The 20,838-nt window shown below is 62.5% G+C and carries 15 protein-coding genes; 8 read left to right on the top strand and 7 right to left on the bottom strand.

Annotated elements, in window-relative coordinates; genetic code table 11:
- From AWB70_RS10810 to AWB70_RS10795, 4 genes are all read right to left on the bottom strand, one after another.
- The coding region (locus AWB70_RS10810) for an acetyl-CoA C-acyltransferase (protein ID WP_060854083.1) at nucleotides 1-785 on the bottom strand (785 nt) is incomplete at its 3' end.
- Nucleotides 786-1,735: 950 nt separating this feature from the next.
- Nucleotides 1,736-4,042: a cytochrome P450/oxidoreductase gene (locus AWB70_RS10805; RefSeq protein WP_053571738.1), complete on the bottom strand. Its 2,307-nt coding sequence runs from the start codon at nucleotides 4,040-4,042 to the stop codon at nucleotides 1,736-1,738.
- 85 nt (nucleotides 4,043-4,127) lie between these two features.
- The gene (locus AWB70_RS10800; RefSeq protein WP_053571739.1) at nucleotides 4,128-5,291 is read right to left on the bottom strand and encodes an alpha/beta fold hydrolase; all 1,164 of its coding nucleotides are present in this window, start codon (nucleotides 5,289-5,291) and stop codon (nucleotides 4,128-4,130) included.
- 59 nt (nucleotides 5,292-5,350) lie between these two features.
- Nucleotides 5,351-6,694: an Nramp family divalent metal transporter gene (locus AWB70_RS10795; RefSeq protein WP_053571740.1), complete on the bottom strand. Its 1,344-nt coding sequence runs from the start codon at nucleotides 6,692-6,694 to the stop codon at nucleotides 5,351-5,353.
- A 396-nt stretch (nucleotides 6,695-7,090) separates the two neighbouring features.
- Here AWB70_RS10795 and AWB70_RS10790 point away from each other — a divergent pair, with 396 nt between their 5' ends.
- The 5 genes from AWB70_RS10790 to rpoD all read left to right on the top strand — a co-directional run bounded on the left by AWB70_RS10790 (nucleotide 7,091) and on the right by rpoD (nucleotide 15,129).
- Complete coding sequence (locus AWB70_RS10790) at nucleotides 7,091-8,860, top strand: site-specific integrase (RefSeq protein ID WP_235024202.1); 1,770 nt, start codon at nucleotides 7,091-7,093, stop codon at nucleotides 8,858-8,860.
- 173 nt (nucleotides 8,861-9,033) lie between these two features.
- On the top strand, nucleotides 9,034-10,212 hold the full coding sequence (locus AWB70_RS10785; protein WP_053571742.1) for a ParA family protein: 1,179 nt from the start codon (nucleotides 9,034-9,036) through the stop codon (nucleotides 10,210-10,212).
- A complete protein-coding gene (locus AWB70_RS10780) occupies nucleotides 10,213-11,184 on the top strand; it encodes a ParB/RepB/Spo0J family partition protein (RefSeq protein WP_053571743.1) in 972 nt (323 codons plus the stop codon).
- A 318-nt stretch (nucleotides 11,185-11,502) separates the two neighbouring features.
- Nucleotides 11,503-12,846 carry a replication protein O gene (locus tag AWB70_RS10775; protein WP_235024201.1) on the top strand — a complete coding sequence of 448 codons (1,344 nt, stop codon included), beginning with the start codon at nucleotides 11,503-11,505 and terminating at the stop codon, nucleotides 12,844-12,846.
- A 279-nt stretch (nucleotides 12,847-13,125) separates the two neighbouring features.
- Nucleotides 13,126-15,129 carry an RNA polymerase sigma factor RpoD gene (gene rpoD, locus AWB70_RS10770; RefSeq protein WP_053571746.1) on the top strand — a complete coding sequence of 668 codons (2,004 nt, stop codon included), beginning with the start codon at nucleotides 13,126-13,128 and terminating at the stop codon, nucleotides 15,127-15,129.
- Between the two features lie 99 nt (nucleotides 15,130-15,228).
- Here rpoD and AWB70_RS10765 read toward each other — a convergent pair whose 3' ends face one another.
- Both AWB70_RS10765 and AWB70_RS10760 read right to left on the bottom strand, forming a co-directional pair.
- A complete protein-coding gene (locus AWB70_RS10765) occupies nucleotides 15,229-15,591 on the bottom strand; it encodes a hypothetical protein (RefSeq protein WP_053571747.1) in 363 nt (120 codons plus the stop codon).
- Nucleotides 15,592-15,871: 280 nt separating this feature from the next.
- Nucleotides 15,872-16,576, bottom strand: coding sequence for a glutathione S-transferase N-terminal domain-containing protein (locus tag AWB70_RS10760; protein WP_014252909.1), 705 nt, complete (start codon nucleotides 16,574-16,576; stop codon nucleotides 15,872-15,874).
- A 378-nt stretch (nucleotides 16,577-16,954) separates the two neighbouring features.
- On the opposite strand from AWB70_RS10760, the gene AWB70_RS10755 reads away from it, so the two are divergent.
- Together AWB70_RS10755 and AWB70_RS10750 are read left to right on the top strand one after the other, a co-directional pair.
- A complete protein-coding gene (locus AWB70_RS10755) occupies nucleotides 16,955-17,458 on the top strand; it encodes a hypothetical protein (protein WP_045459426.1) in 504 nt (167 codons plus the stop codon).
- A gap of 70 nt (nucleotides 17,459-17,528) precedes the next feature.
- Nucleotides 17,529-18,296, top strand: coding sequence for an SDR family oxidoreductase (locus AWB70_RS10750; protein ID WP_014252911.1), 768 nt, complete (start codon nucleotides 17,529-17,531; stop codon nucleotides 18,294-18,296).
- Between the two features lie 9 nt (nucleotides 18,297-18,305).
- On the opposite strand, the gene AWB70_RS10745 is transcribed toward AWB70_RS10750, so the two are convergent.
- Complete coding sequence (locus tag AWB70_RS10745; RefSeq protein WP_014252912.1) at nucleotides 18,306-18,536, bottom strand: hypothetical protein; 231 nt, start codon at nucleotides 18,534-18,536, stop codon at nucleotides 18,306-18,308.
- 251 nt (nucleotides 18,537-18,787) lie between these two features.
- Here AWB70_RS10745 and AWB70_RS10740 point away from each other — a divergent pair, with 251 nt between their 5' ends.
- A complete protein-coding gene (locus tag AWB70_RS10740) occupies nucleotides 18,788-20,767 on the top strand; it encodes a sigma-54-dependent Fis family transcriptional regulator (RefSeq protein ID WP_053571748.1) in 1,980 nt (659 codons plus the stop codon).
- Nucleotides 20,768-20,838 lie beyond the last annotated feature (71 nt).

The following is a 20,838-nucleotide window of genomic DNA, read 5'->3' as shown; positions in this document are numbered from 1 at the left end:
GCCGACATCACCACGACCGCCGCCGCGCCGTCGTTGATGCCCGATGCGTTCGCCGCCGTCACCGTGCCTTCCTTCGAGAATGCCGGCTTCAGGCCCGCGAGCGCTTCGGCCGTCACGCCGTGACGCACGAATTCGTCGGTGGCGAACTGGATCGGGTCGCCCTTGCGCTGCGGAATCGCGACCGGCACGATTTCGTCGTTAAAGCGGCCCGCCTTTTGCGCGGCCTCGGCCTTGTTCTGCGACAGCGCCGCAAACGCATCCTGCTGCTCGCGCGTGATGCCGAATTCCTTCGCGACGTTTTCCGCCGTCGTGCCCATGTGATAGTTGTTATAGACGTCCCACAGGCCGTCGACGATCATCGTGTCGATGAGTTTGGCGTCGCCCATGCGGAAGCCGTCGCGCGAGCCCGGCAGCACGTGCGGCGCGGCGCTCATGTTTTCCTGACCGCCCGCGACGACGATATCCGCATCGCCCGCGATGATCGCGTTCGCGGCCAGCATCACCGCCTTCAGGCCCGAGCCGCAGACCTTGTTGATCGTCATGCCGGGCACCATGTCGGGCAAACCGGCCTTGATCAGCGACTGGCGCGCCGGGTTCTGACCCGAGCCTGCGGCCAGCACCTGACCCATGATGACTTCGCTCACCTGATCCGGCTTCACGCCCGCGCGCTCCAGCGCGGCCTTGATAATCGTCGCACCCAGGTCCGGCGCCGCGATCTTCGCGAGCGAACCGCCGAATTTGCCTACCGCCGTACGCGCGGCCGATACGATCACTACGTCAGTCATTTTCTATCCTCGTCAAACAGCGAAAGCGTGAGCTGGGTTTCCGTCCCGATGAGACTCGCGCGGCATGGAAAAGGCATCCATTGCGAATGGACTCGGTGAGTTCGATGAGAACCCGGGCGGATTGGTGCGCATCGTCGAATTCGGAGCGATGTCCGACCGTCGATGCATAAGCGCGCGACCACGAAAAGCGTCGCGCCGGCTATGAGATGACCTCGTCCGTGAGACAAGGTTCGCTCCGCAGAAAATATCCCGAACGGGATGCGGCGAATATGTTGCCAATTACGTGGTCCATTTAAATGGGCCTTTAATAGAAGCTCTCAGGTTAAGCACCGGCCTTCTCTTTCGCCTGGCCGCCGCAAATCGCGCAGAAGCGATTCCACCGCGCGTGAGAACGCGCAGTCAGGGCACCAGGGCATATTGGAAGTTTTACGGTCGTGCGTGCTTGTGCGACGCATCAAATTAGTAATAATTCTAAACGGAAAAGATGTGCAAAAAATTTTCATATTAGTAGGTGAAAACCCTAGTTTCCGCAAAAGGTACCGCAACGGACGTGCCGAAAATTGCATCAATGCTCGAACACGCGTTCAATAATCATCCTATATGACGAGGAAAATTGCGCAGGTTGTATGATCAATTGACCAAATACGGGTAAGTCCGTAATACAAATTCCCGCCCGGCGCGGGGGGTTGCGCGCGTCGTGGACAAGGACGTATCCGCTGCCGGATAACAATATTCCGACAGGCGTCATTCCATATACGCGAATTAACTACTGCGTATAACCAATCTGTCTTTAACCATTATCGGTTTTTTCACCGCGTTAGCTTTGGCGTGTGACGACGTGATGAAGCCCGACGCAATTAATCGATCGGGCAGTGCTGCGACAAAATGTCATTGCCGGAAAAGAGCGGTTTCGCCCATGGAACGAAAGCCGCTCGACTGCCGTTAATCAATCAAAGCGCTAAAACGAGTCTCTTGCCTTTTGCGCGCGAGCAGCACGACATCATCCGGTTGTTGGCTTGACGCTCTCCCTTCGTCAGCACCACGTCGCGATGATCGATCTCTCCTTCGAGCACGCGCACTTCGCACGAACCGCACAATCCTTCTTCGCAATCGCTTTGCACATCGACGTTGGCGCGCCTGAGCGTCGTGAGAAGCGTCTGATCGGCTGGCACGGCGAGCACGAGTCCCGAATCCTTCAACTCGACTTCGAACGCGTGTTCCTTTTCCGCATCCAGCGTGGCGAGTTTCGATTCGAAGTGCTCGATCTTCAGCGCGTCCTCGGGCCAGGACGCGCTCGCGTCGGCAAGCGCATCGAGCATGCGCGCGGGGCCGCAGGCGTAGACCTGCGTCCGGGCGTCCACGGCGAGCGTGGTGAAATCGTTGCGTGCGCCCTCTTCCGACACATGGAGAACGAGGCGCTCGCCGTGCAGCGCGCGCATCTCGTCGACGAGCGTCATCGACGCGCGCGAGCGTCCGCTGTAATGCACCTCGTAGTCGATGCCGAGCGTGCGCGCGCGCCGCGCCATCGCGCTGATCGGCGTGATGCCGATGCCGCCCGCGATCAGCACCAGCTTTTTCGCGGTTTCATCGAGCCGGAAGTGATTGCGCGGCCCGCGAATGCGCCAGTGCGCGCCCGGCTTCACGTTGTCGTGCACCCACGCGGAGCCGCCGCGGCTGTCGGTCTCGCGCAGCACGGCGATTTCGAAGGCGCGGCGGTCGTCGGGATCGCCGCACAGCGAATACTGACGCGACAGTCCGGTTTCGCCGCACACGACGTCGATATGCGAGCCCGCCGTCCAGCGCGGCAGATCGCGGCCGTCCGCCGACACGAGCCGCACGCGCACGATGCGATCCGCGCTGGCATCGACCGAATCGACGATCACCGCGCGGCTCACCGCGTGCGACGACGGCTCGCCGATGCGCACCACCGCGCGCGCCTCACGCACGGACGGATTCGCGCGTTCGGGATTCATCGCCGGGTCCCACTCGACGTAAAGATGCTCCGGCCCGCGAAACGACGTGTTCGGCACATACGTGAAACGCTGCTCGGCGAGCCGCATGTGCGGCAGGCGGCGCGTGAGTTCGTCGAGGAAAACCTGCATCTCCATGCGCGCGAGGTTCTTGCCCATGCACTGATGCGCGCCGTAGCCGAAGGTCAGCTGATCGCTGGCGTTTTCGCGGCGGATATCGAAGAGATCGGCATCGGCGAACTGATGCTGATCGTGATTCGCCGACGACGTGACGATCAACAGCTTCGAACCGGCCGCGATCTCGATGCCGCCGATCGTCACATCCTTTGTCGCGAGCCGGCGCCACGCCGCGACCGAACCGTTGTGGCGCAGACATTCCTCGACCGCGTTCGGAATCAGGCTCGGGTCTTCGCAGATGTCGCGCCAGGCGTCGGGATGTTGCAGCAACAGCTTGAGCGCGTTCGCGGTGGCGTTCGCCGTTGTCTCGTGCGCGGCGACGATGCCCGCCATCATCATCGAATGCAGATACGAGTCGGTCACGACGTCGGGCAGTTCCTTCTGCTTGCGAATGCCGTACTGCATCCAGCCGGGGCCGGACGGGTCTTCGCGCATCTTGTCGAGCACCTTGCCCGCGAATTGCCAGAACTTGCCGACCGCGTGCGCGACTTCGACCTGCTCTTCGGGTTTCGGCCGCCCCCACGTGTTGACCGTGTGCGCGATCGAGTATTCGCGCAGCGTGTCCATGTCTTCCTCGGGCACGCCGAGAAAATGCAGCGCGACGGTGAGCGGCACTTCCCACAGCATCTGATCGACGAGATCGGCGCGGCCATCGTCGATGAAGCGATCGACATACTCGCGTGCGAGCGCGCGCACCATCGGTTCGTGCTGCGCGAGCGCCTCGGGCGTGAACGGGTCCATCAACGCGCGGCGGCGCGGCATGTGCGCGGGCTCGTCCTCGTTGACGAGCGTGCGGTTGAGCGCGAAGCCGTAGGACGCGAGCACCGCGTTCGCCTCGGGGCCGGTCGGCGTGATTTTCTCCAGCGCGATCGACGGACTGAACGTGATGTTGTCGCGGAAGATCGCCTTGATGTCGTCGTAGCGCGTGACGATCCAGTAACCCAGTTTCGGGCTCCAGAACACGGGCTCCTGTTCGCGCGCCCAGCGCACGTATTCAGGCGGGTCTTGCTGGTATCCGTCGCCGAAAGGGTCGAACTCGGCTGCGCGCGGACTCACCGGGCAGCCGTTCGGAGCGTGATCGTGAAAAGGGCACTGCGGCGCTGCGGTCATCTTTGTCTCCGGCTTTCTTTTTTAATGTGATGACAGTATGCAACGGCTTACCGCTTCCAGCGCCCAGGGAAGGTGGACCCGCATCTCAAATCGGCTTGCCTGCGCTCGACGCCCAGTTCGGCATGAGCTCGTTGCTCGGCAAGGTCTCGTCGATCAGCTTGCGCGCGGTTTGCCGTCCCGCGACGGGCAGGCCTTCCGGATTCAACACGCCGATCTGCACCAGCACCGAAGCCTGGTCCCAGTAGATATGTTCGTTGTAGAGCTTGTCGCCGCGAAAACGGATGACGGCGAGCATCGGCACTTCGAAGTATTTCCCGGTCGGCGCGAGCCCCGGCAACAGCCAGTCGATCTCGCGGTCGTGCGTCGCGCAGAAAACGAATTCGTCGACGACGCGGTCCGAGCCGATCGTGCGCGACACGGGAATCAGCCTGGTATCGGCAGGATTCGAATGGACGAAGTGATAGCGATAGAAGCGCTTGAGCTGATCGTGACCGACGCCGCCCGTCATCGTCGGGACGTGATTGACGTACGGCTCGCCGACCATCGTCGGCATGACGGCGTCGACATCGCGCGTGCCGAATTCGAAGTAGCAGTGCTGCTCCCACAACCGGTTCAGATCGAAGAGCGGGCCGAGCACCTTGCGCAGCATCGAAAGCGTGCGTGAGTAGGCCATCAGCGCGGCGGGTTTGTCGTAGTGCGCGCTTTCCGGAACGATGAAACCGTTCTTCGTGTCCGGATAGACGTATCGCTCGATGTGCGGCTTGCCTGCGAGCGCGGATTCGATGTCGCGCGGATCGTGCGCGCCGTCGCCGGAAAAATGGAAGACCATTGGGCAGCGGATCGTCGGGATATCGTCGAGCAGAGCGTGGAAGTCGCCGGCGCAATAGCAGGCGGCGCAATCGACGTCCGCCTGGCTCGCGATGCGCGTCGCGAGTTGCCCGCCGTGGCCGAAACCGATTACGCCGATCTTGCCGGCCTGCTGCGGCAACGCACGCAGGCTATCGACGAGCGCGGCGAAATTTTCCGCCGCGACGCCGCCGGGTTTCGGGTCGTGCGATGGAAGCCGCGGCGCGAGCACGACATAACCTTCTTCGGCGTACAGATCGGCGGTGCGCATGACGAAGTCGTCGAGGCCCGCCGTATCGTGCAGCAACACGATGCCGGGGCCGGAGCCTTGCGCGGGCTGCGTCACGTAGGCCGAAAGCGCTGCGCCATCGCGAAGCGTGATGTCGATGAACTTGCCGCTCATTGTTTGCGTCTCCTCATATATATAGAGCGAGTTGTTTTCATACGGCGCGTGCCACGCGCTCACGACAGCAGCGTGTCGGCGAGCAGTTTCACATTCAGCACGACGATGACGCCCGCGACCAGCCACGCCAGCGCGGCCGTCCATCGCGAGATCACGAAAACGCCCATCTTGCGACGATCGGACACGAAGCGCACCAGCGGAATCACCGCGAATGGCAGTTGCATCGACAGAATCACCTGACTCAGCACGAGCAGTTGCGCAGTGCCCTTCTCGCCGTAAATCGCGGTCACGACGATCACGGGCACGATCGCGATCGCGCGCGTGATCAGCCGCCGCGCCCAGTTCGGAATGCGCAGGCGCAAGAATCCTTCCATCACGATCTGGCCGGCCAGTGTGGCGGTGACGGTTGAGTTCAGACCCGACGCGAGCAAAGCGACCGCGAAGAGCGTCGATGCGATGCTTAAACCCAGCAAGGGCGACAGCAGCCGGAACGCATCGCCGATCTCCGCGACGTCTTCGTGCCCGCTCGCATGGAACACAGCGGCGGCGACGATCAGGATCGCCGCGTTGATGAAAAGCGCGAGGGTCAGCGCGATCGTGCTGTCGATGGTCGCCCAGCGGATCGCGTCGCGCCGGGCCGCGTCCGATTTTCCGTACGCGCGTGTCTGCACGACCGACGAATGCAGATAGAGGTTGTGCGGCATGACCGTCGCGCCGAGAATGCCGATCGCCACATAGAGCATCTCGCGGTCGGCGACGATGCGCGGCGACGGCACGAAGCCGCGCAACACGTCGGCGAAAGGCGGTGCGGCGGCGACGATCTGCAAGGTGAAGCAGCCCGCGATCACGATCAGCAGCGTAATGACGAAGGCTTCGAGCAATCTGAAGCCCTTGTTCATCAGCAACAGAAGAAGGAACGCGTCGAGCGCGGTCAGCAGCGCGCCCGCGATCAGCGGAATGCCGAAAAGCAGGTTCAGCGCGATGGCGGTACCGATCACCTCCGCCAGATCACATGCGATGATCGCTGTCTCGCACGCGAGCCAGAGCGCAAAGTTGACGGGCTTCGAGTAATGATCGCGGCACGCCTGGGCAAGGTCGCGGCCTGTGGCAACGCCCAGCCGGACGGCGAGCGCCTGAAGCAGGATCGCCATCAGGTTCGACAGCAGGATAACGGCGAGCAGCGTATAGCCGAAGCGCGAACCGCCGGCGAGATCGGTCGCCCAGTTGCCGGGGTCCATGTAACCGACGGAGATCATGTAGCCCGGACCTGCGAACGCGAGGAAGCGGCGGATCCATCGGCCGCCCGATGGCACATGCACCGACGCGTACACCTCCGGGAGGCTCGGGCGGAACGCGTCGTCCTGCTCGGGCGGTTTCGAAGCGGGGCGTACAGGATCAAGCATCGGCTCGTTTCTCCTGCGGAGTGCGGGCGGTGGGCGTGCTGAAAATATGCGCCGGGCCGCATGAACATTCAAGCGCGCCTGCAATCTGCGCTTCAGAGACGACGCTTCATGCTGATAATTAGACTTATCAGATGTAGCGATTTTTCTTGTTAAATTCGAAGGTGGTTGATAACCTTGCCGCAAATCGTTGATAAGAAAGGATAAATGGAAGCGCCCGCAAGTCGTTCGAGCGACGCGAATCTCGCGAATCCGTCATTGCGCGGCCCTGGCCGCCTCACGCGTCAGCATTTCGCGCTGTATCGCGGCTATCTCGACGGGGTGTCGGAGACGCAGTTGCATACATCGTATGGCGATGCCAGCGCGGACGTCCGCACGACGCGACGCCTGATCGACGCCTTGCGCGACACGCTCTCGGTCCTTGCCCGGCGCGCCCGCGATACGGAGGCCGCGCACCTGCTGCGGCTTCGTCCGGGCAGCATTCCCCTTTTCGATCCGCCGCCGGCCGCGGCAGCGCCCACGCTCGACGACTTCCGCGAAAACATCGATCCGGACGGCGTCTACGGCGAGTCCGAACTGCTCGCGCTGTACGAGGAGGCGTATCCGCCGCAAAGTTCTCCGGCGCTTGACCGCCGCGCCACGCGCAATGCGCGGCTGCGCCGCCGGCAGGCCGAGGCGCTTGCGCGGATGGAGGCGTCGCTCGCCCAGGACCCTCGCCCGGATCACCCGGTCGACGGCTGGTTCGAGCCGGCCGTCACGGCGCGGCTCGCATCGGCCGGACTGACGACGCTCGCGGATGTCGTCGAATTGATCGAACGGCGCGGGCATCGCTGGCACACGGCCGTGCCGCGGCTCGGGCCGAAGGGCGCGCAACGGATCGTCGGTTGGCTGCAACTGCACGGTCAGGCGCTCGGACACGCGCTATCGCAGCGCGCCTTGTTGCCGAGGCGGCAATGGCGAGCCGAGGATTTATCGACATCACACACGCAGCCGATCGAGAAAAGCGTGGCGCTCGCCATCGCGCCGCTCGAAGCGCTGCGCGTTCCCGCCGCGCTCGATGGCTCCAAAGGGTCGAATCGCCGGAACGCAGAGGTGGCGTTCTCAACCGATATTCGCGCTATTTTTGCCTGGCTCGATGCGCGGTCGAGCAGTGTTCACACGCGACGTGCGTATCGGCGGGAGGCCGAGCGGCTGTTGCTGTGGGCCTTGGTGGAGAAAGGCAAGCCGCTTTCATCGCTGGATGACGGAGATTGCGGCGAGTACATCAACGCATTTCTCGCGGATCCGACTCCGCGGCAGCGCTGGGTCGCGGCTCAGCGCGGCGAGCGATGCCTCCCGAGCTGGCGACCGTTTGCCGGTCCGCTGTCTGATCGGAGCCGGGAAACGGCGCGTTCTATATTGAGCGCGCTGTGTGAATGGCTGGTCGAAGCAGGCTATCTCGGAGTTAACCCGTTCGCGGGACTTTCGCGTGTCGCGGCCCCGCCCGTGTTCGATTCGGTGACACGGACACTCGACGTTGAACAGTGGTCGGTCGTGCTTCGGTCGGTCGAGCGAGCGGACTATTCGTTCGCCGAGCACCGCGACAGATTGGCGCTCGTCCTGGCCTACGCGACGGGCCTGCGGCGCGCCGAACTCGCCGCTGCGACCACCTGCGCGCTCAGCGTCGGGCGGCTGTCCGGCATCGACCGCCCGGTCTGGCGTCTCGCGGTTGGTCAGGGGCGCGGATCGGCGCGCACGGTGCTGTTGCCGCCAGCGGTCGTCGAGGCGCTTTGCGAAAACCTCAAGTTGCGCGGCCTTCCGGCTCCGCTGGACTGCGCGGAAGGCACGCCGATTCTGGCTCAGGCGCGCGGCGGTCAGCCGGTAACGCCCGACGGCGTCGGCAAAATCTTCAAGAACGTTTTCGCCAACGCGGCTGCGCTTGTGGAATCGCGGACGCCTGGCGGCGGCCGTCACCTGAAACGCGCTAGCACGCACTGGCTGCGTCACACGCACTCTACCCACGCACTCGGGCACGGGGCCGACTTGCGCGAAGTCAGTGCCGGACTGGGTCATGCCGACCTATCGACCACGTCGCTCTATCTCAAAAGTGAGGACGCGGGCCGTTTTCTCGGTGTCGAAACCCTGATTCGAAGTGCTTCGATGACTCGGAAAATCACGGACCCGACGTAGTTTCGCGTTTACACGAACGAAAAGCGTTGTAAAAATGCCCGGCAGGGGCGCTCAAGTACTTCAGAGTTTACTTGAGGTTTACCGGTTCGCCGTTTATTCTTCGGTTTGCAACTTGTTTTCCACAAACCGAATAATTTTCTGCTTACCCAGGCCCGCCAGTGACTGCGAATTCCATGCTAAGCGCTCGGCTTCCCGAAGTCGATCAATCCGTTTCGATCGAAACGCTCTTGGGAGTGGCCGCCCAAGCCACTGACATCCTCAATCAGATCCGCGATGCAATGCTGGAGCCGTACCCGCGCAAGAGCGCGCCGAGGTTTACCAGCGCGCAGGTCGCCTCGCTTTGCGGCATCGACAAGCAGCGGTTCCAGTATCTGACGACCAAAGGCGATTTGCCGGCGGGAACCTCGAAAGGCGCAGGCCGCAGCAAGGAGTTCACGCTGGAGGAGGCGCTCGTCTGGATTCGATCGACGAAAGAGCGCATGCGTCGGCCGGAAGGCAAACGCGGCCGGATCGTGACCATCGCGAACTTCAAGGGCGGCGTGGCCAAGACGACCACCGCCGTCTCCGCCGCGCAAGCGTTGACGCTGCTCGGACGCCGAGTGCTCGTCATCGACTGCGATCCGCAAGGCACGACCACGCAGCTCTGCGGATGGGCGCCCGACGCCGAAATTTCCGACGACCAGACGCTTCTCCCGCTGATTTACGGCGATCAGACGACGCTGCACTACGCGGTGCAGGAAACGTACTGGCACAACCTCGACCTCATTCCGGCGTCGTCGTCGCTCTTCGACGCCGAGTTCGAGATTCCCGCGAAGGTGTTGAACGACAGCACCTTCGAATTCTGGGAGATCGTCCGCAAAGGCCTGATGCCGCTCACGGACGAATACGACGCGATCGTCATCGACACGCCTCCGGCGCTGAGCTATCTGACCATCAACGCGCTGCTCGCGTCGGATGCGATCTTGCTGCCCTGCCCGCCCGAGGCGCTCGACTTCGCCAGCTCGACGCAGTTCTGGCACCTTTTCGCCGATATCGCGAAGAAGCTGCCGGGCGTGCTCGAGCAGAAGCGCTTCGATTTCGTCAACGTGATCATGACCAAAGCCAAGTCGGATGACGTCTCGCGCGTCGTGCGCGGCTGGCTTCAGAAAGCGTATGGCGACCGCGTACTGCCGTTCGAGATTCCGGAGTCGACCGTACCGAAGGGCGCGTCCGCGCAATTGTCGACGGTCTACGACTTGTCGAAACCGGACGGCAGCACGGCCGCATACAACCGATTCAAAGAGCCGCTCGACCGGCTCGCCGAACACCTCGACGCGCAGTTCGTACGCGCGTGGAATCAGACGGAGGCGTAAATGGGCATCGGGGACAGACTCCTCGCCAAGACAGCGAACATCGGTAGCAAGCCAAGCGAGTCTGCACAGGCGCGTCCGGTGAATACCGAACCGCGCACGTCACCGGGACGGCTGATGGATGCGCAGCATCGCATCAACACCGCTCAGGCGCGCATCAAAGAACTCGAATCTCAGCTTGAGGAACGCGCGGCGCTCGAAGTGCCACTCGACGCGCTCGTGGAAGTGAACGGCCGGCGCCGAAAGCTGACTGCCGAGCAGTTTCAGGAATTGAAGAGCAATCTCGCCCAGCACGCCCTTGCCACGCCGATTCTCGTACGTGGGCTTTCGGAAGGGCGCTATGAGATCGTCGCCGGACATAACCGTGTGGCTGCTTATCGTGAACTTGGGCGAACGACGATTCGGGCGAATGTGGCGTCGATAGAGGAAGGCGAGATCGAATTCGCGGCGTTCTTTTCGAACTTGCTTTCGCCGTCGCTCACGGACTTCGAGAAGTATTGGAACTTCAAGCGACTACAAGAACTGAGCGGTCTTTCGCGAAGCGAGATCTCTGAAAGCGCCGGACTGAGCAAGAGTCACGTCACGCGGATCTTCTCGTTCGACGCATTACCGGAGGCCGCCAAGATCGCGCTCGCAGAACGACCGGAGCGTCTGGGAAGCAACGCGGCACAAAAGCTGGCCGCACTTACGGAAGCAGGAAAGTCGGAGAAGGTGATCGAAGCGGTTCGTCGGCTGATCGACGACGAAAACTTCACGCAAGACAGGGCTGTTGCTCTGGCAGCCGAGAAGCCGAAAGTTGCGGCGCCAAGCGCAACTGTCGTTCGGTCGGGAAGAAGAAAGGTCTGTGAGATATCGACTCGAAACGGCGTAGTGGGTGTCCGTTTCTTCGAAAAGGATGCAACGGATGCGGAGCAGTGGGGCCAGAGGATCGCCGACTTCATCAACAAAACGTTGAGCGAGGCGGAGCAAGACTGAGACTCTAGTAGGTTTTTCTTTTAAATCAACAACTTAACAAACATCAGTAAGTGGTTGATTGGAGTATCTAGTAGAACTTCTTTTGAAATCAATGACTTGTCTTAACGTCACTGCCAGGAACGCTATGTAACGAACACGCTGCACAAAGACAAAAGCCTTCGGCGCCAACCGAAGGCTTTTGAATATCGGGCTTAACTGCTTATCGCCCGTTCCGCTTCCCGACGCCAATCGGGTCACGAGTACACATCTCGAAGTTTAGCGGAACGCGATCGGCAGTCAAGCGTTTGTCTTCCATTTCTCGAAATGGACGTACTTGACATGCGTATCGCGCAACATTCCGTTGCAGGCGAGGCGGTTTTTCGCCCTCAAACTTCCGAAGCGCCCTCTACCGACGACGATCAGCAGGCGCTCGATGAATATGCCTGTGATCGGTCGAATCTTCCGTGGGTGATTTTTCGCGCTGCCCATCGCGCGACCCACACCTCCGCCCTGCCCGCGCGCGCTCGTGCGTTGCTTGCCGCCTTGGCTCGCACCGTCGATGCGGCTCGCCCCTACGCTCCGATTTTCGCCCGTCGCGAATTGCTTACCGGTCGCGCCCAGCAATCGATGCGCACGTTCTATCGCGGTCTGGACGATCTCGAAGCTGCCGGATTTATCACCCGGCCGCCTCAGACTCGCTATGGTCAGGCAGGCTTGTTCGGACGCGCGTATCTCCATCTGACGCCGAAGGCCGCCGCGCTGCTCGGTCTCATCGAGTCTCAAGGCGCCATCGAGAGCACGCCCGCCGCTTCGCAGGAAGACGCGAATCAGACGGCAACGCCCATTTCTTGCGCCCATCCGTCTGTCACGGTGGCAGACGGCGCTATATATAAGGATCTAATCCCTGAAACTCAAAAGAGACAACCAGGACGCCTCCCCGCCGACCTCAAGCGTCTGTTGCCTCTGGGCTTCCGTGAATTTCTGATTTTCAAACTCATGCGCGAAGCCAAGCTTCACGGCAAACTGCTGTCCGACGTTGTCGAAGCGAGTTGGACGCATCTGAGCCGCGCGAAACACCCAATCAGCTATCTCCGAACGCTTTTGCACGCCCCGGTCGATTTCGCCTATCGCCTGCGAAGCCAACGCAGTGCGCTCGAACGCGAGCAGCAACAACGCCTTCGCTCGCAGCGCACCGAAGATGCGATTGCTAAGCTCAGCGGGCAATCTTTTGTCAGTCGCGATGGACTTCGGCGCTATCGCATTTCCGATGACCGCGGCTCCATCACGATCCAGCATCGCGACGAGCTGAAGCCGCGGGTTCACGCTGGTGCGTGGGCACAGGACTTCGTGGCAGCGCTCGATGCAGGGCACGTCGTCCCCGTTGCTCATGCGCCGGACGCGAGCGACGCCGAGCACGATCACCCGAGCACGGTAACGCCGACGCCACAACCTTCTCGTCCTTTCGAACGCAGCGGCAACGTCGAAGCCCACCTCGGCGATCTCAAACGCATTCTTCGCTTGAAGCTGGCGGGTGTCGCCCCCACTATGAAACTCAGAGACGTTGCAGCGCCGCCCACGCCAGAACGATTGCGCCCGCCGCTGCTTAGTACGCTCTTGAAGGCGGTACCAGATGCGTTACCAGGCATGCCCCACGCCTTGCGCGCGTTCCACGCGCGAGACTAGACGAAACATGAACATTTCCGATCAGTCTCTTGCAACCAACGCAAACGGAAAACTTTTGAAAAACCTGCTGCGTCGCAACAAACACTGGTATACTCTAAGGTTGCGCCTTATTGGGCGATTGGAAAACGCAAACCGCGTCCGAAAGGCGGTCTGCGTGCTTTGCTCGATGCGATTTTCAGCAAGCCGTCCGTGGTCGAAGCTGTCATCGATATCATCGCGAGCCGTTACGCTCGCTCCCGGGGATCTGTCGTCGCCGAGCAAACCTGTCGAGGAGAAAGTATGGCAAGTTTTGATCGGGAAGATTCGGAGCTGGACGTCGTCGCGCCGGCGCGCAAAGCACCGGGCCGGCGAGCGAACAAAGGGAAGGGCCAGACCGGCACGATGCAGCCCGACGTCGCAATGACCGCAGAGCAGAATGAAGAGCGTCAGCGCCAGATGCGCGCGCTCATTCAATTGGGCAAGGAACGCGGCTACCTGACGCACGCCGAGATCAACGACCACCTGCCGGATAACTTCGCCGAAACCGCGGCGATGGAAACGGTCGTCGCCACGTTCAACGACATGGGCGTCGCGGTCTACGAGCAAGCGCCCGATGCGGAAACGCTGCTGCTGAGCGATAACGCCCCGAGCGTGGTCACGGACGAGCAATCGGACGAAGAAGCGGAAAACGCGTTGTCCACCGTCGATTCCGAATTCGGCCGCACGACCGACCCGGTGCGCATGTATATGCGCGAAATGGGCGCGACCGAGCTGCTCACGCGGGCTGGCGAGATCGCCATTGCGAAGCGCATCGAAGATGGTCTGCACGAAATGATCCAGGCGATCGCGGCGTGCCCGTCCACAGTCGCGACGATTCTCAACGACTCGGCTCTGGTCGAATCGGGCGAGCTCAAGATCGACGAACTGGTCGACGGCCTGAAGGAAGACGACACGGAAGAAGCCGAAATTTCGGCCCCCGAAACGAACGACTCGGCCGATGTCGATACGGACACCGACGAATCCGACAGCGACGAAGATGACGACGACGATCTCGACGGCGGCGATTCGGCTGCGTCGAACGAGGCGCGTTTGAAGCAATTGAAGGCAGACTGCCTCGAAATCTTCGCACGTGTGCGCGAACTCGCGGAACAGGCAAGCAATCCTAAGGGATCGGGCGCGGTTGCCACGAAGGCCATCGAAAAGGCGCGCGCTGAAATCCAGCGCGAACTCGGTTCGATCCGCTTCACGGCGAAGACCATTGACCGTCTCTGTGCGGACGTGCAGCAGCAAGTTGCGCAAGTGCGCGACATCGAGCGCCGCATCTTGCAAATCGCCGTGGATCGTTGTGGCATGCCGCGTGAGAAGTTCGTCGAATCCTTCGTGGGTCACGAAACCGATCTCGAATGGACCACGCGCGCGGCTGCGGGTGCCAAGAATTACGGCGCGTCGCTCGAGCGCAGCTTGCCGGCGATTCAGGCCGAGCAGCAAAAGCTCATCGACATCGAAGGCGTCGTCGAGATGCCGCTCAAGCAACTGAAGCAGATCAACCGTCAAATGACGGCTGCCGAGCTGAAAATGCGCCAGGCCAAGCGCGAGATGATCGAAGCGAACCTGCGTCTGGTCATTTCTATCGCCAAGAAGTACGTCAATCGCGGCATGCAGTTCCTGGATCTGATTCAGGAAGGCAACATCGGTCTGATGAAGGCGGTGGACAAGTTCGAATATCGCCGTGGCTGGAAGTTCTCGACGTATGCGACGTGGTGGGTGCGTCAGGCCGTAACGCGTTCGCTCGCCGATCAGGCGCGCACGATCCGCGTGCCGGTTCACATGATCGAAACGATCAACAAGCTGAACCGCATCTCGCGCGAGATTTTGCAGCAGACGGGCCAGGAAGCGCATCCGTCGGTGCTCGCCGAGCGCATGGAAATGCCGGAGGAGAAGATTCGCGGCATTCTCAAGATCGCGAAGCAGCCGGTTTCGCTCGAAACGCCGGTCGGTGAAGATGCCGACGCAACGCTTGGCGACATGATCGAAGATCAGGGCGCCGCTTCGCCGGCGGACGCCGCGGTGCATGCGAACATGCGTGCCGCGATCGACGATGCGCTCAATGCGCTGTCGCCGCGCGAGGCGAAGGTGCTGCGCATGCGCTTTGGCATCGACACGGCTTCGGACTACACGCTCGAAGAACTGGGCAAGCAGTTCGACGTGACGCGCGAGCGTATCCGCCAGATCGAAAGCAAGGCGATGCGCAAGCTCATGCATCCGAGCCGCGCCGACAAGCTGCGTCCGTTCCTGGATCGCTGATCCTTTGCGTCGCCGTCGCCCGAATGCACGTTCGGGCGCACTGGATAACGCGTGCCGCCTGATTGGGCGGCACGCGTTTTTTTATGTCCGCGCGAAGCGCTAACCGTGCTTCGCGCCTGGCGTCGCGCAAACCTGCAGCGCGGCGATCGCCTTGTTCGCGAGCGTAAGCGTTTCCTCGCAGGCGAGACGATCGCGAAAGATCGAGCATCCGCCGCCCGCGTTGACGCGCGCCACCGCGTTGCGAATCTTGTCGAGCGCCGATTGCGGCGATCCCGTATCTCTGATGATCGACGCGATGTCGAATGCGCTGCCCGCGTCGGTTTCGACGTAGCCGGGGCATTGCGTTTGCGCGTGAGCCGCCGCGCAGATCAACCCGATGGCGGCGATGGCGGGAAACCGCCGCGGCCGAACGGCGCGAACGGGATGTCCACCGGAAGGGAAAAAGGAGGGAAGGGCATTCATGGCGTCACCACGGTCGAGATTCGCATCGAAGAACGCGGGCGGCGCGCGGGTTGGCGGCGGCTGACATGCGCGCGTACTTGTCCACAGATTTGTTGGACAAGCATGTGGATATCCCGGGCATCACTGCGGCAACGCATTGATGCGTAACGCATTTCAACCGGCGTGCGAAAATCGCGCGCTGCTTCGGCCTTTATTCTGAACCGGTTCTGCGATTGGCGTCGGGCGCGAGAAAACCGCCGTATCGGAATAGACTCGCGTCCGCCGACCGTCAACGCCCGGGTTACCCCCGTTTCGGAATATCAAGCCCCCGCTGCACGGCCGGCCGCGCAAGAAACGCATCGAGCGCGCGCTCCACGTTCCTGAACTCGTGAAAATCCACGATCTCGCGCGCTTCATAAAAGCCGATGAGATTGCGCACCCACGGGAACGTCGCGATATCGGCGATGCTGTATTCGTCGCCCATGATCCAGTCGCGCCCGTCGAGGCGCTTGTCGAGCACGCCCAAAAGCCGCTTCGATTCGGCCACATAGCGCGCACGCGGACGCTTGTCCTCGAATTCCTTGCCGGCGAACTTATTGAAGAAGCCGACCTGCCCGAACATCGGGCCGATGCCGCCCATCTGGAACATCAGCCATTGCAGCGTCTCATAGCGCTTCGCGATATCGGCGGGCATGAGCTGGCCGCTCTTCGCCGCGAGATAGACGAGAATCGCGCCCGATTCGAACAGCGGCAGCGGCTCGCCGTTGGGCCCGTCCGGATCGATGATCGCGGGAATCTTGTTGTTCGGATTGAGCGACAAAAACTCATCCGACATCTGGTCGTTCGCATCGAAGCGCACGAGATGCGGCTCGTACGGCAAGCCGGTTTCCTCGAGCGTGATCGACACTTTCACGCCGTTGGGCGTCGGCAGCGAGTAGAGCTGAATGCGCTCGGGATGCTGAGCGGGCCACTTCTTCGTGATCGGAAAATCGGACAGAATGGTCATGTAAGGTCCTCAAAGGTCGAATCGCCGAATATAACGATTTCACCGATTGCTTGCCCCGAAGACATCACGAGGCGCGGTGTCATCCCGCCATCTGGACAAAAGAAAAGATTGAGGGATCTCGTACAGACGCCGCGTGTCGAACGGCAGAACCTGTCATTGCCTCGACTACAAAACAGGTTGTAGGAATCGCCGGATGAGTACGAGGATTGCGCGAAGCGCCAAGGTCAAGAAGTCAATCAACACATAAGAAGGCAAGCCCTTGCGGTTTGATGCAGCGCCTGCGCGACGTGCGGGCCGGTTCGCTGGCTCGCTTATTGCATCGGAGGAGATGCCCGTGCATCCCTGCCGGCCTTACGAACCGTTGGTTTTGACGCTGCCATGAAAACCGCTCCTCTCGCAACGCTCACCGCATTCGCTGCCGTGGTCGGGGGACTGCTGCCCAGCCTGTGCGACGCGACACCGCTCGAAAGTCAACTCGACTGCAAGTCCAGCGCGCACCGATTCATCGCGCCGCTCGTGGCGAGCAAGTCCATCAACGCGCAACCGATGCGCGTCGAAGCCAATTCCGTGAACGCTTTCAAGCCGACGCAGGGCAGCGAGCTCACGGCCTACGGCTTTCGCGTCTACGCCGTGCTGGGCTACGAGCACGGCGACGACATGTTCAAGCGCGGCAGCGGCCAGCCGATCAACGATTCGGCGTACGGCGTCGTGGTGCTCGGCGCGGCGGAGACGGTGGAGGCGAAGGTGCGCGAATCGGGCAGCACGGCGGTCGTGAAGCAGGTCGTGCCGATGGTCATGACCGCCGTCTTCTGCGACGGCAGCGGCCCGCGCGAGACGACGACCGCGGGGCCGGTCACCACGGAAGCGTCGCGCAGTCGCTGAATCTTCGTCGATAATGTTCTCCCGATCGAGCGCGCAAGTGTCGCGCTCGGCACAACAGGAGAACGCAAACATGTCCGACGCAGCCAACCAGTCTCAACGAATCGCCATCGTCACCGGAGCGGGCAGCGGCATCGGCCGCGCGGCGGCGCTGGCTCTGCTCGGCGACGGCTGGTCGGTCGTGCTGGCGGGGCGGCGTCCCGCGCCGCTCGAAGCCGTCATCGATGAATCGAACGCCGGCGATCGCGCGCTCGCCGTGCCGACCGACGTCGCCGATCCGCAATCGGTCGAAAAACTGTTCGGTGCGGCGGTCGCGCGCTTTGGCCGCGTCGATCTGCTGTTCAACAACGCGGGCGTGTCGAACCCGCCCGGACCGTTCGAAGACTGGACGCCCGAGCAATGGCGCAATGTCGTCGATATCAATCTCAACGGCATGTTCTATTGCCTGCAGCAGGCTTTCCGCACGATGAAGGCGCAATCTCCGATGGGCGGGCGCATCATCAACAACGGCTCGATTTCCGCGACGGCGCCGCGCCCGAATTCGGCTGCTTACACATCGACGAAACACGCGGTCGAAGGGCTGACGAAATCCGCGTCGCTCGATGGCCGCAAGTACGACATCGCGGTCGGTCAGATCGATGTCGGCAACGCGTTCACCGAGCTTTCGCAGCGCATGTCGAAGGGCGTGCCGCAAGCGAACGGCGAGATCGCCATCGAGCCGATGATGGACGTGAAAATCGTCGGCCAGTCGGTGCTGTACATGGCGAATCTGCCGCTCGACGCCAACGTGCTTTTCCACACCGTGATGGCGACGAAGATGCCGTTCGTCGGCCGCGGCTGAGCGTTTCTCCTACGCGGTCCGATACCAGACGCGTATGCCCGAGTACCAGTGGCTGACGCTGGTATCGTCGCCGGCGCCGAACGTCGAGAGGCTCTCGACGTTCAGCACGTCGATGCCGTGTTCCGCGATCCACTTGTTCGCGCGCTCGACGAGCGCCGCGCCGTTCTCGTACACGTTGCCCTTGATGATGTGATGCTGCAGGATCTGTCGCTCGAAATCCTCGTAAGCGATTTTCGTCATCCGTCGTCTCCTGAATTTTCGTTTTGATGCGCCGCTCGAACCGGCACGCGTTTTTGCTGCGGCGCAGCGCTATCGCCGCATGACGCGTTCTGCCGATTCGAGCATCATATGGCCTGATACACGGTCGTGCGAATCGGTTTATCCCGCGTTCGCGCGGCGAGCATGACAGCATTGCCCGAAGGCGATCACAACGAAAGCGCGCGCCAGCGCCAATAAAACGCCCGGCTCACGGAGACACAAGGAGAGCACGCATGGACATGCGGCAACGCGAGCACATCGAGGCAGTCGTCGCGGCGACCACGCGGGCGGACGCGCTCGGTTCCGCGCGCACGCACGACAGCATCATCGAGTCTTCGTGGCGGCGTTGCGTGCATCAGTACGGACTCGATCCGTCGCGGATGCAGGAAGCGCGCATCCTGCCGCAGACGCGTCTGCGCGAGCATCAGCAACGCATTGACGATTTCGCGCGCATCGCGCGGCACGGGCTCGAAACGCTCTACGAGCAGGTTGCGGGCATGGGCTACGTCGTGCTGCTGACCGACGCGCTCGGGGTGACGGTCGATTACATCGGCGACGCAAACACCGACTCCGCCTTGCGCCGCGCCGGCCTTTATCTCGGCGCGCAATGGAGCGAAGCGGGCGCGGGCACCTGCGCGGTCGGCACCGCGCTCACGACCGGCCAGGCGCTGACCGTGCATCAGATCGACCATTTCGACGCGACGCACATTCCGCTCACGTGCACGGCCGCGCCGCTCTACGACTCGCGCGGCGCGCTGTGCGCCATTCTCGACATCTCCGCGCTCACCTCGCCGCAAGCGCGTGACAGCCAGAATCTCGCGCTGCAGCTCGTGCGCATCTACGCGGGGCATATCGAGAATGCGAATTTCCTGCGCACGCATCGGCAAGACTGGATTCTGAAGCTGAACACCTCGCCGGAATTCGTCGATGTCGCGCCGGAATACCTGATCGCGCTCGATGCGGGCGGGCGCATCGTCGGACACAACCGGCGCGCGCACGCCATGCTCGCGGCGGAAATCGGCCGGCCGATCGCGCCGGGCGTGCTGTCGGCCGATGGCGCGGCGTCGTTGATCGGCGCGCGCTTCGACGCGCTGTTCGACGCGCGTATCGAAGACCTCGGCCGCTTCGTGTATTCGCGCCCGAGCGAACTGCGCGCGGTGCCGCTCGCGAAATCCGGCTCGCTGCTGTATCTGAGCGTGATGCCGCCCGCGCCGTGCTTCACGGCAACGGCGAACGCGGCCGCGCCACGCGCCGTCGAAGTGCCCGCGCCGCTTGCCGCGCTGTGCGGCGGCGATGCCGCGCTCACGCGGCAACTGGAACGGGCGGCCAAGCTCGTCGATTCGCCGATCAATTTGCTCGTCAACGGCGAAACCGGCAGCGGCAAGGAATTCTTCGCGAAGGCGCTGCATCGCGCGAGCGCGCGGCGTGCGGGGCCGTTCGTCGCGGTGAACTGCGCGGCGATTCCGGAGACGCTCATCGAAAGCGAATTGTTCGGGCATCTGCCGAACAGCTTCTCGGGCGCGGGCGCGCGGGCCAAACGCGGCCTGATTCAGGAAGCGGACGGCGGCACGCTGTTTCTCGATGAAATCGGCGACATGCCGCGCGAACTGCAATCGCGACTCCTGCGCGTGCTGGCCGAAGGCGAAGTGCTCGCGATCGGCGCATCGCGGCCCGTGTCCGTCGATGTGCGCGTGATTTCCGCGACGCATCATTCGCTCGACGCGCTCATGCAGGACGGACGTTTCCGCGAAGACCTCTACTACCGTCTGAACGGCGCGCGCTTCGCGTTGCCGCCGCTGCGCGAGCGAACGGATCTGGACTGGCTCATCGCCCGGTTTCTCGGCGACGACCGGGTCACGCTGTCGCCTGCGGCGCGCGAGCGCCTGCATCGGCATGACTGGCCGGGGAATCTGCGCGAGCTTTCGAACGCGCTGCGCTATGCGCGCGCGGTGTGCTCGAACGGCCTGATCGACGTCGATGACCTGCCCGAAGGATTCAGCGCGCCGCAGGCTGCGCCGCCGCGCGCGATCGAAGACTTCGATCCGCATCGCCTGCCGCCCGAAGGCATGCTGCTGATGCAATACCTGCGCGCCGCGAGCTGGAATCTGAGCGCGGTTGCGCGGCAGATCGGCGTGAGCCGCATGACGCTGTACCGGCGCATGGCGCGCTATGGCATCAAGTCGCCGAACCAGCGCGACGCGAACGGACATTGAGCGCCGATACGCCTGTACGCTCCGATACACCTGCCGCTGTGACACCTGTCACGGCGGCGCACGTTACACCC

Source organism: Caballeronia cordobensis (assembly GCF_001544575.2).
GTDB classification, from domain to species: Bacteria; Pseudomonadota; Gammaproteobacteria; order Burkholderiales; family Burkholderiaceae; genus Caballeronia; species Caballeronia cordobensis.
The sequence above is the reverse complement of the archived record's forward strand: the minus strand, read 5'-3'. Positions and strand labels throughout refer to the sequence as shown.

Bases quoted from the DNA above. Each gene is read 5' to 3' on its own strand.
- AWB70_RS10740 (WP_053571748.1), top strand. From the start codon at position 18,788: ATGGACATGCGGCAACGCGAGCACATCGAGGCAGTCGTCGCGGCGACC.
- AWB70_RS10755 (WP_045459426.1), top strand. From the start codon at position 16,955: ATGAAAACCGCTCCTCTCGCAACGCTCACCGCATTCGCTGCCGTGGTC.
- AWB70_RS10750 (WP_014252911.1), top strand. From the start codon at position 17,529: ATGTCCGACGCAGCCAACCAGTCTCAACGAATCGCCATCGTCACCGGA.
- AWB70_RS10780 (WP_053571743.1), top strand. From the start codon at position 10,213: ATGGGCATCGGGGACAGACTCCTCGCCAAGACAGCGAACATCGGTAGC.
- AWB70_RS10760 (WP_014252909.1), bottom strand. From the start codon at position 16,576: ATGACCATTCTGTCCGATTTTCCGATCACGAAGAAGTGGCCCGCTCAG.
- AWB70_RS10765 (WP_053571747.1), bottom strand. From the start codon at position 15,591: ATGAATGCCCTTCCCTCCTTTTTCCCTTCCGGTGGACATCCCGTTCGC.
- AWB70_RS10795 (WP_053571740.1), bottom strand. From the start codon at position 6,694: ATGCTTGATCCTGTACGCCCCGCTTCGAAACCGCCCGAGCAGGACGAC.
- AWB70_RS10745 (WP_014252912.1), bottom strand. From the start codon at position 18,536: ATGACGAAAATCGCTTACGAGGATTTCGAGCGACAGATCCTGCAGCAT.
- AWB70_RS10800 (WP_053571739.1), bottom strand. From the start codon at position 5,291: ATGAGCGGCAAGTTCATCGACATCACGCTTCGCGATGGCGCAGCGCTT.
- AWB70_RS10785 (WP_053571742.1), top strand. From the start codon at position 9,034: ATGCTAAGCGCTCGGCTTCCCGAAGTCGATCAATCCGTTTCGATCGAA.
- rpoD (WP_053571746.1), top strand. From the start codon at position 13,126: ATGGCAAGTTTTGATCGGGAAGATTCGGAGCTGGACGTCGTCGCGCCG.
- AWB70_RS10775 (WP_235024201.1), top strand. From the start codon at position 11,503: ATGCGTATCGCGCAACATTCCGTTGCAGGCGAGGCGGTTTTTCGCCCT.
- AWB70_RS10805 (WP_053571738.1), bottom strand. From the start codon at position 4,042: ATGACCGCAGCGCCGCAGTGCCCTTTTCACGATCACGCTCCGAACGGC.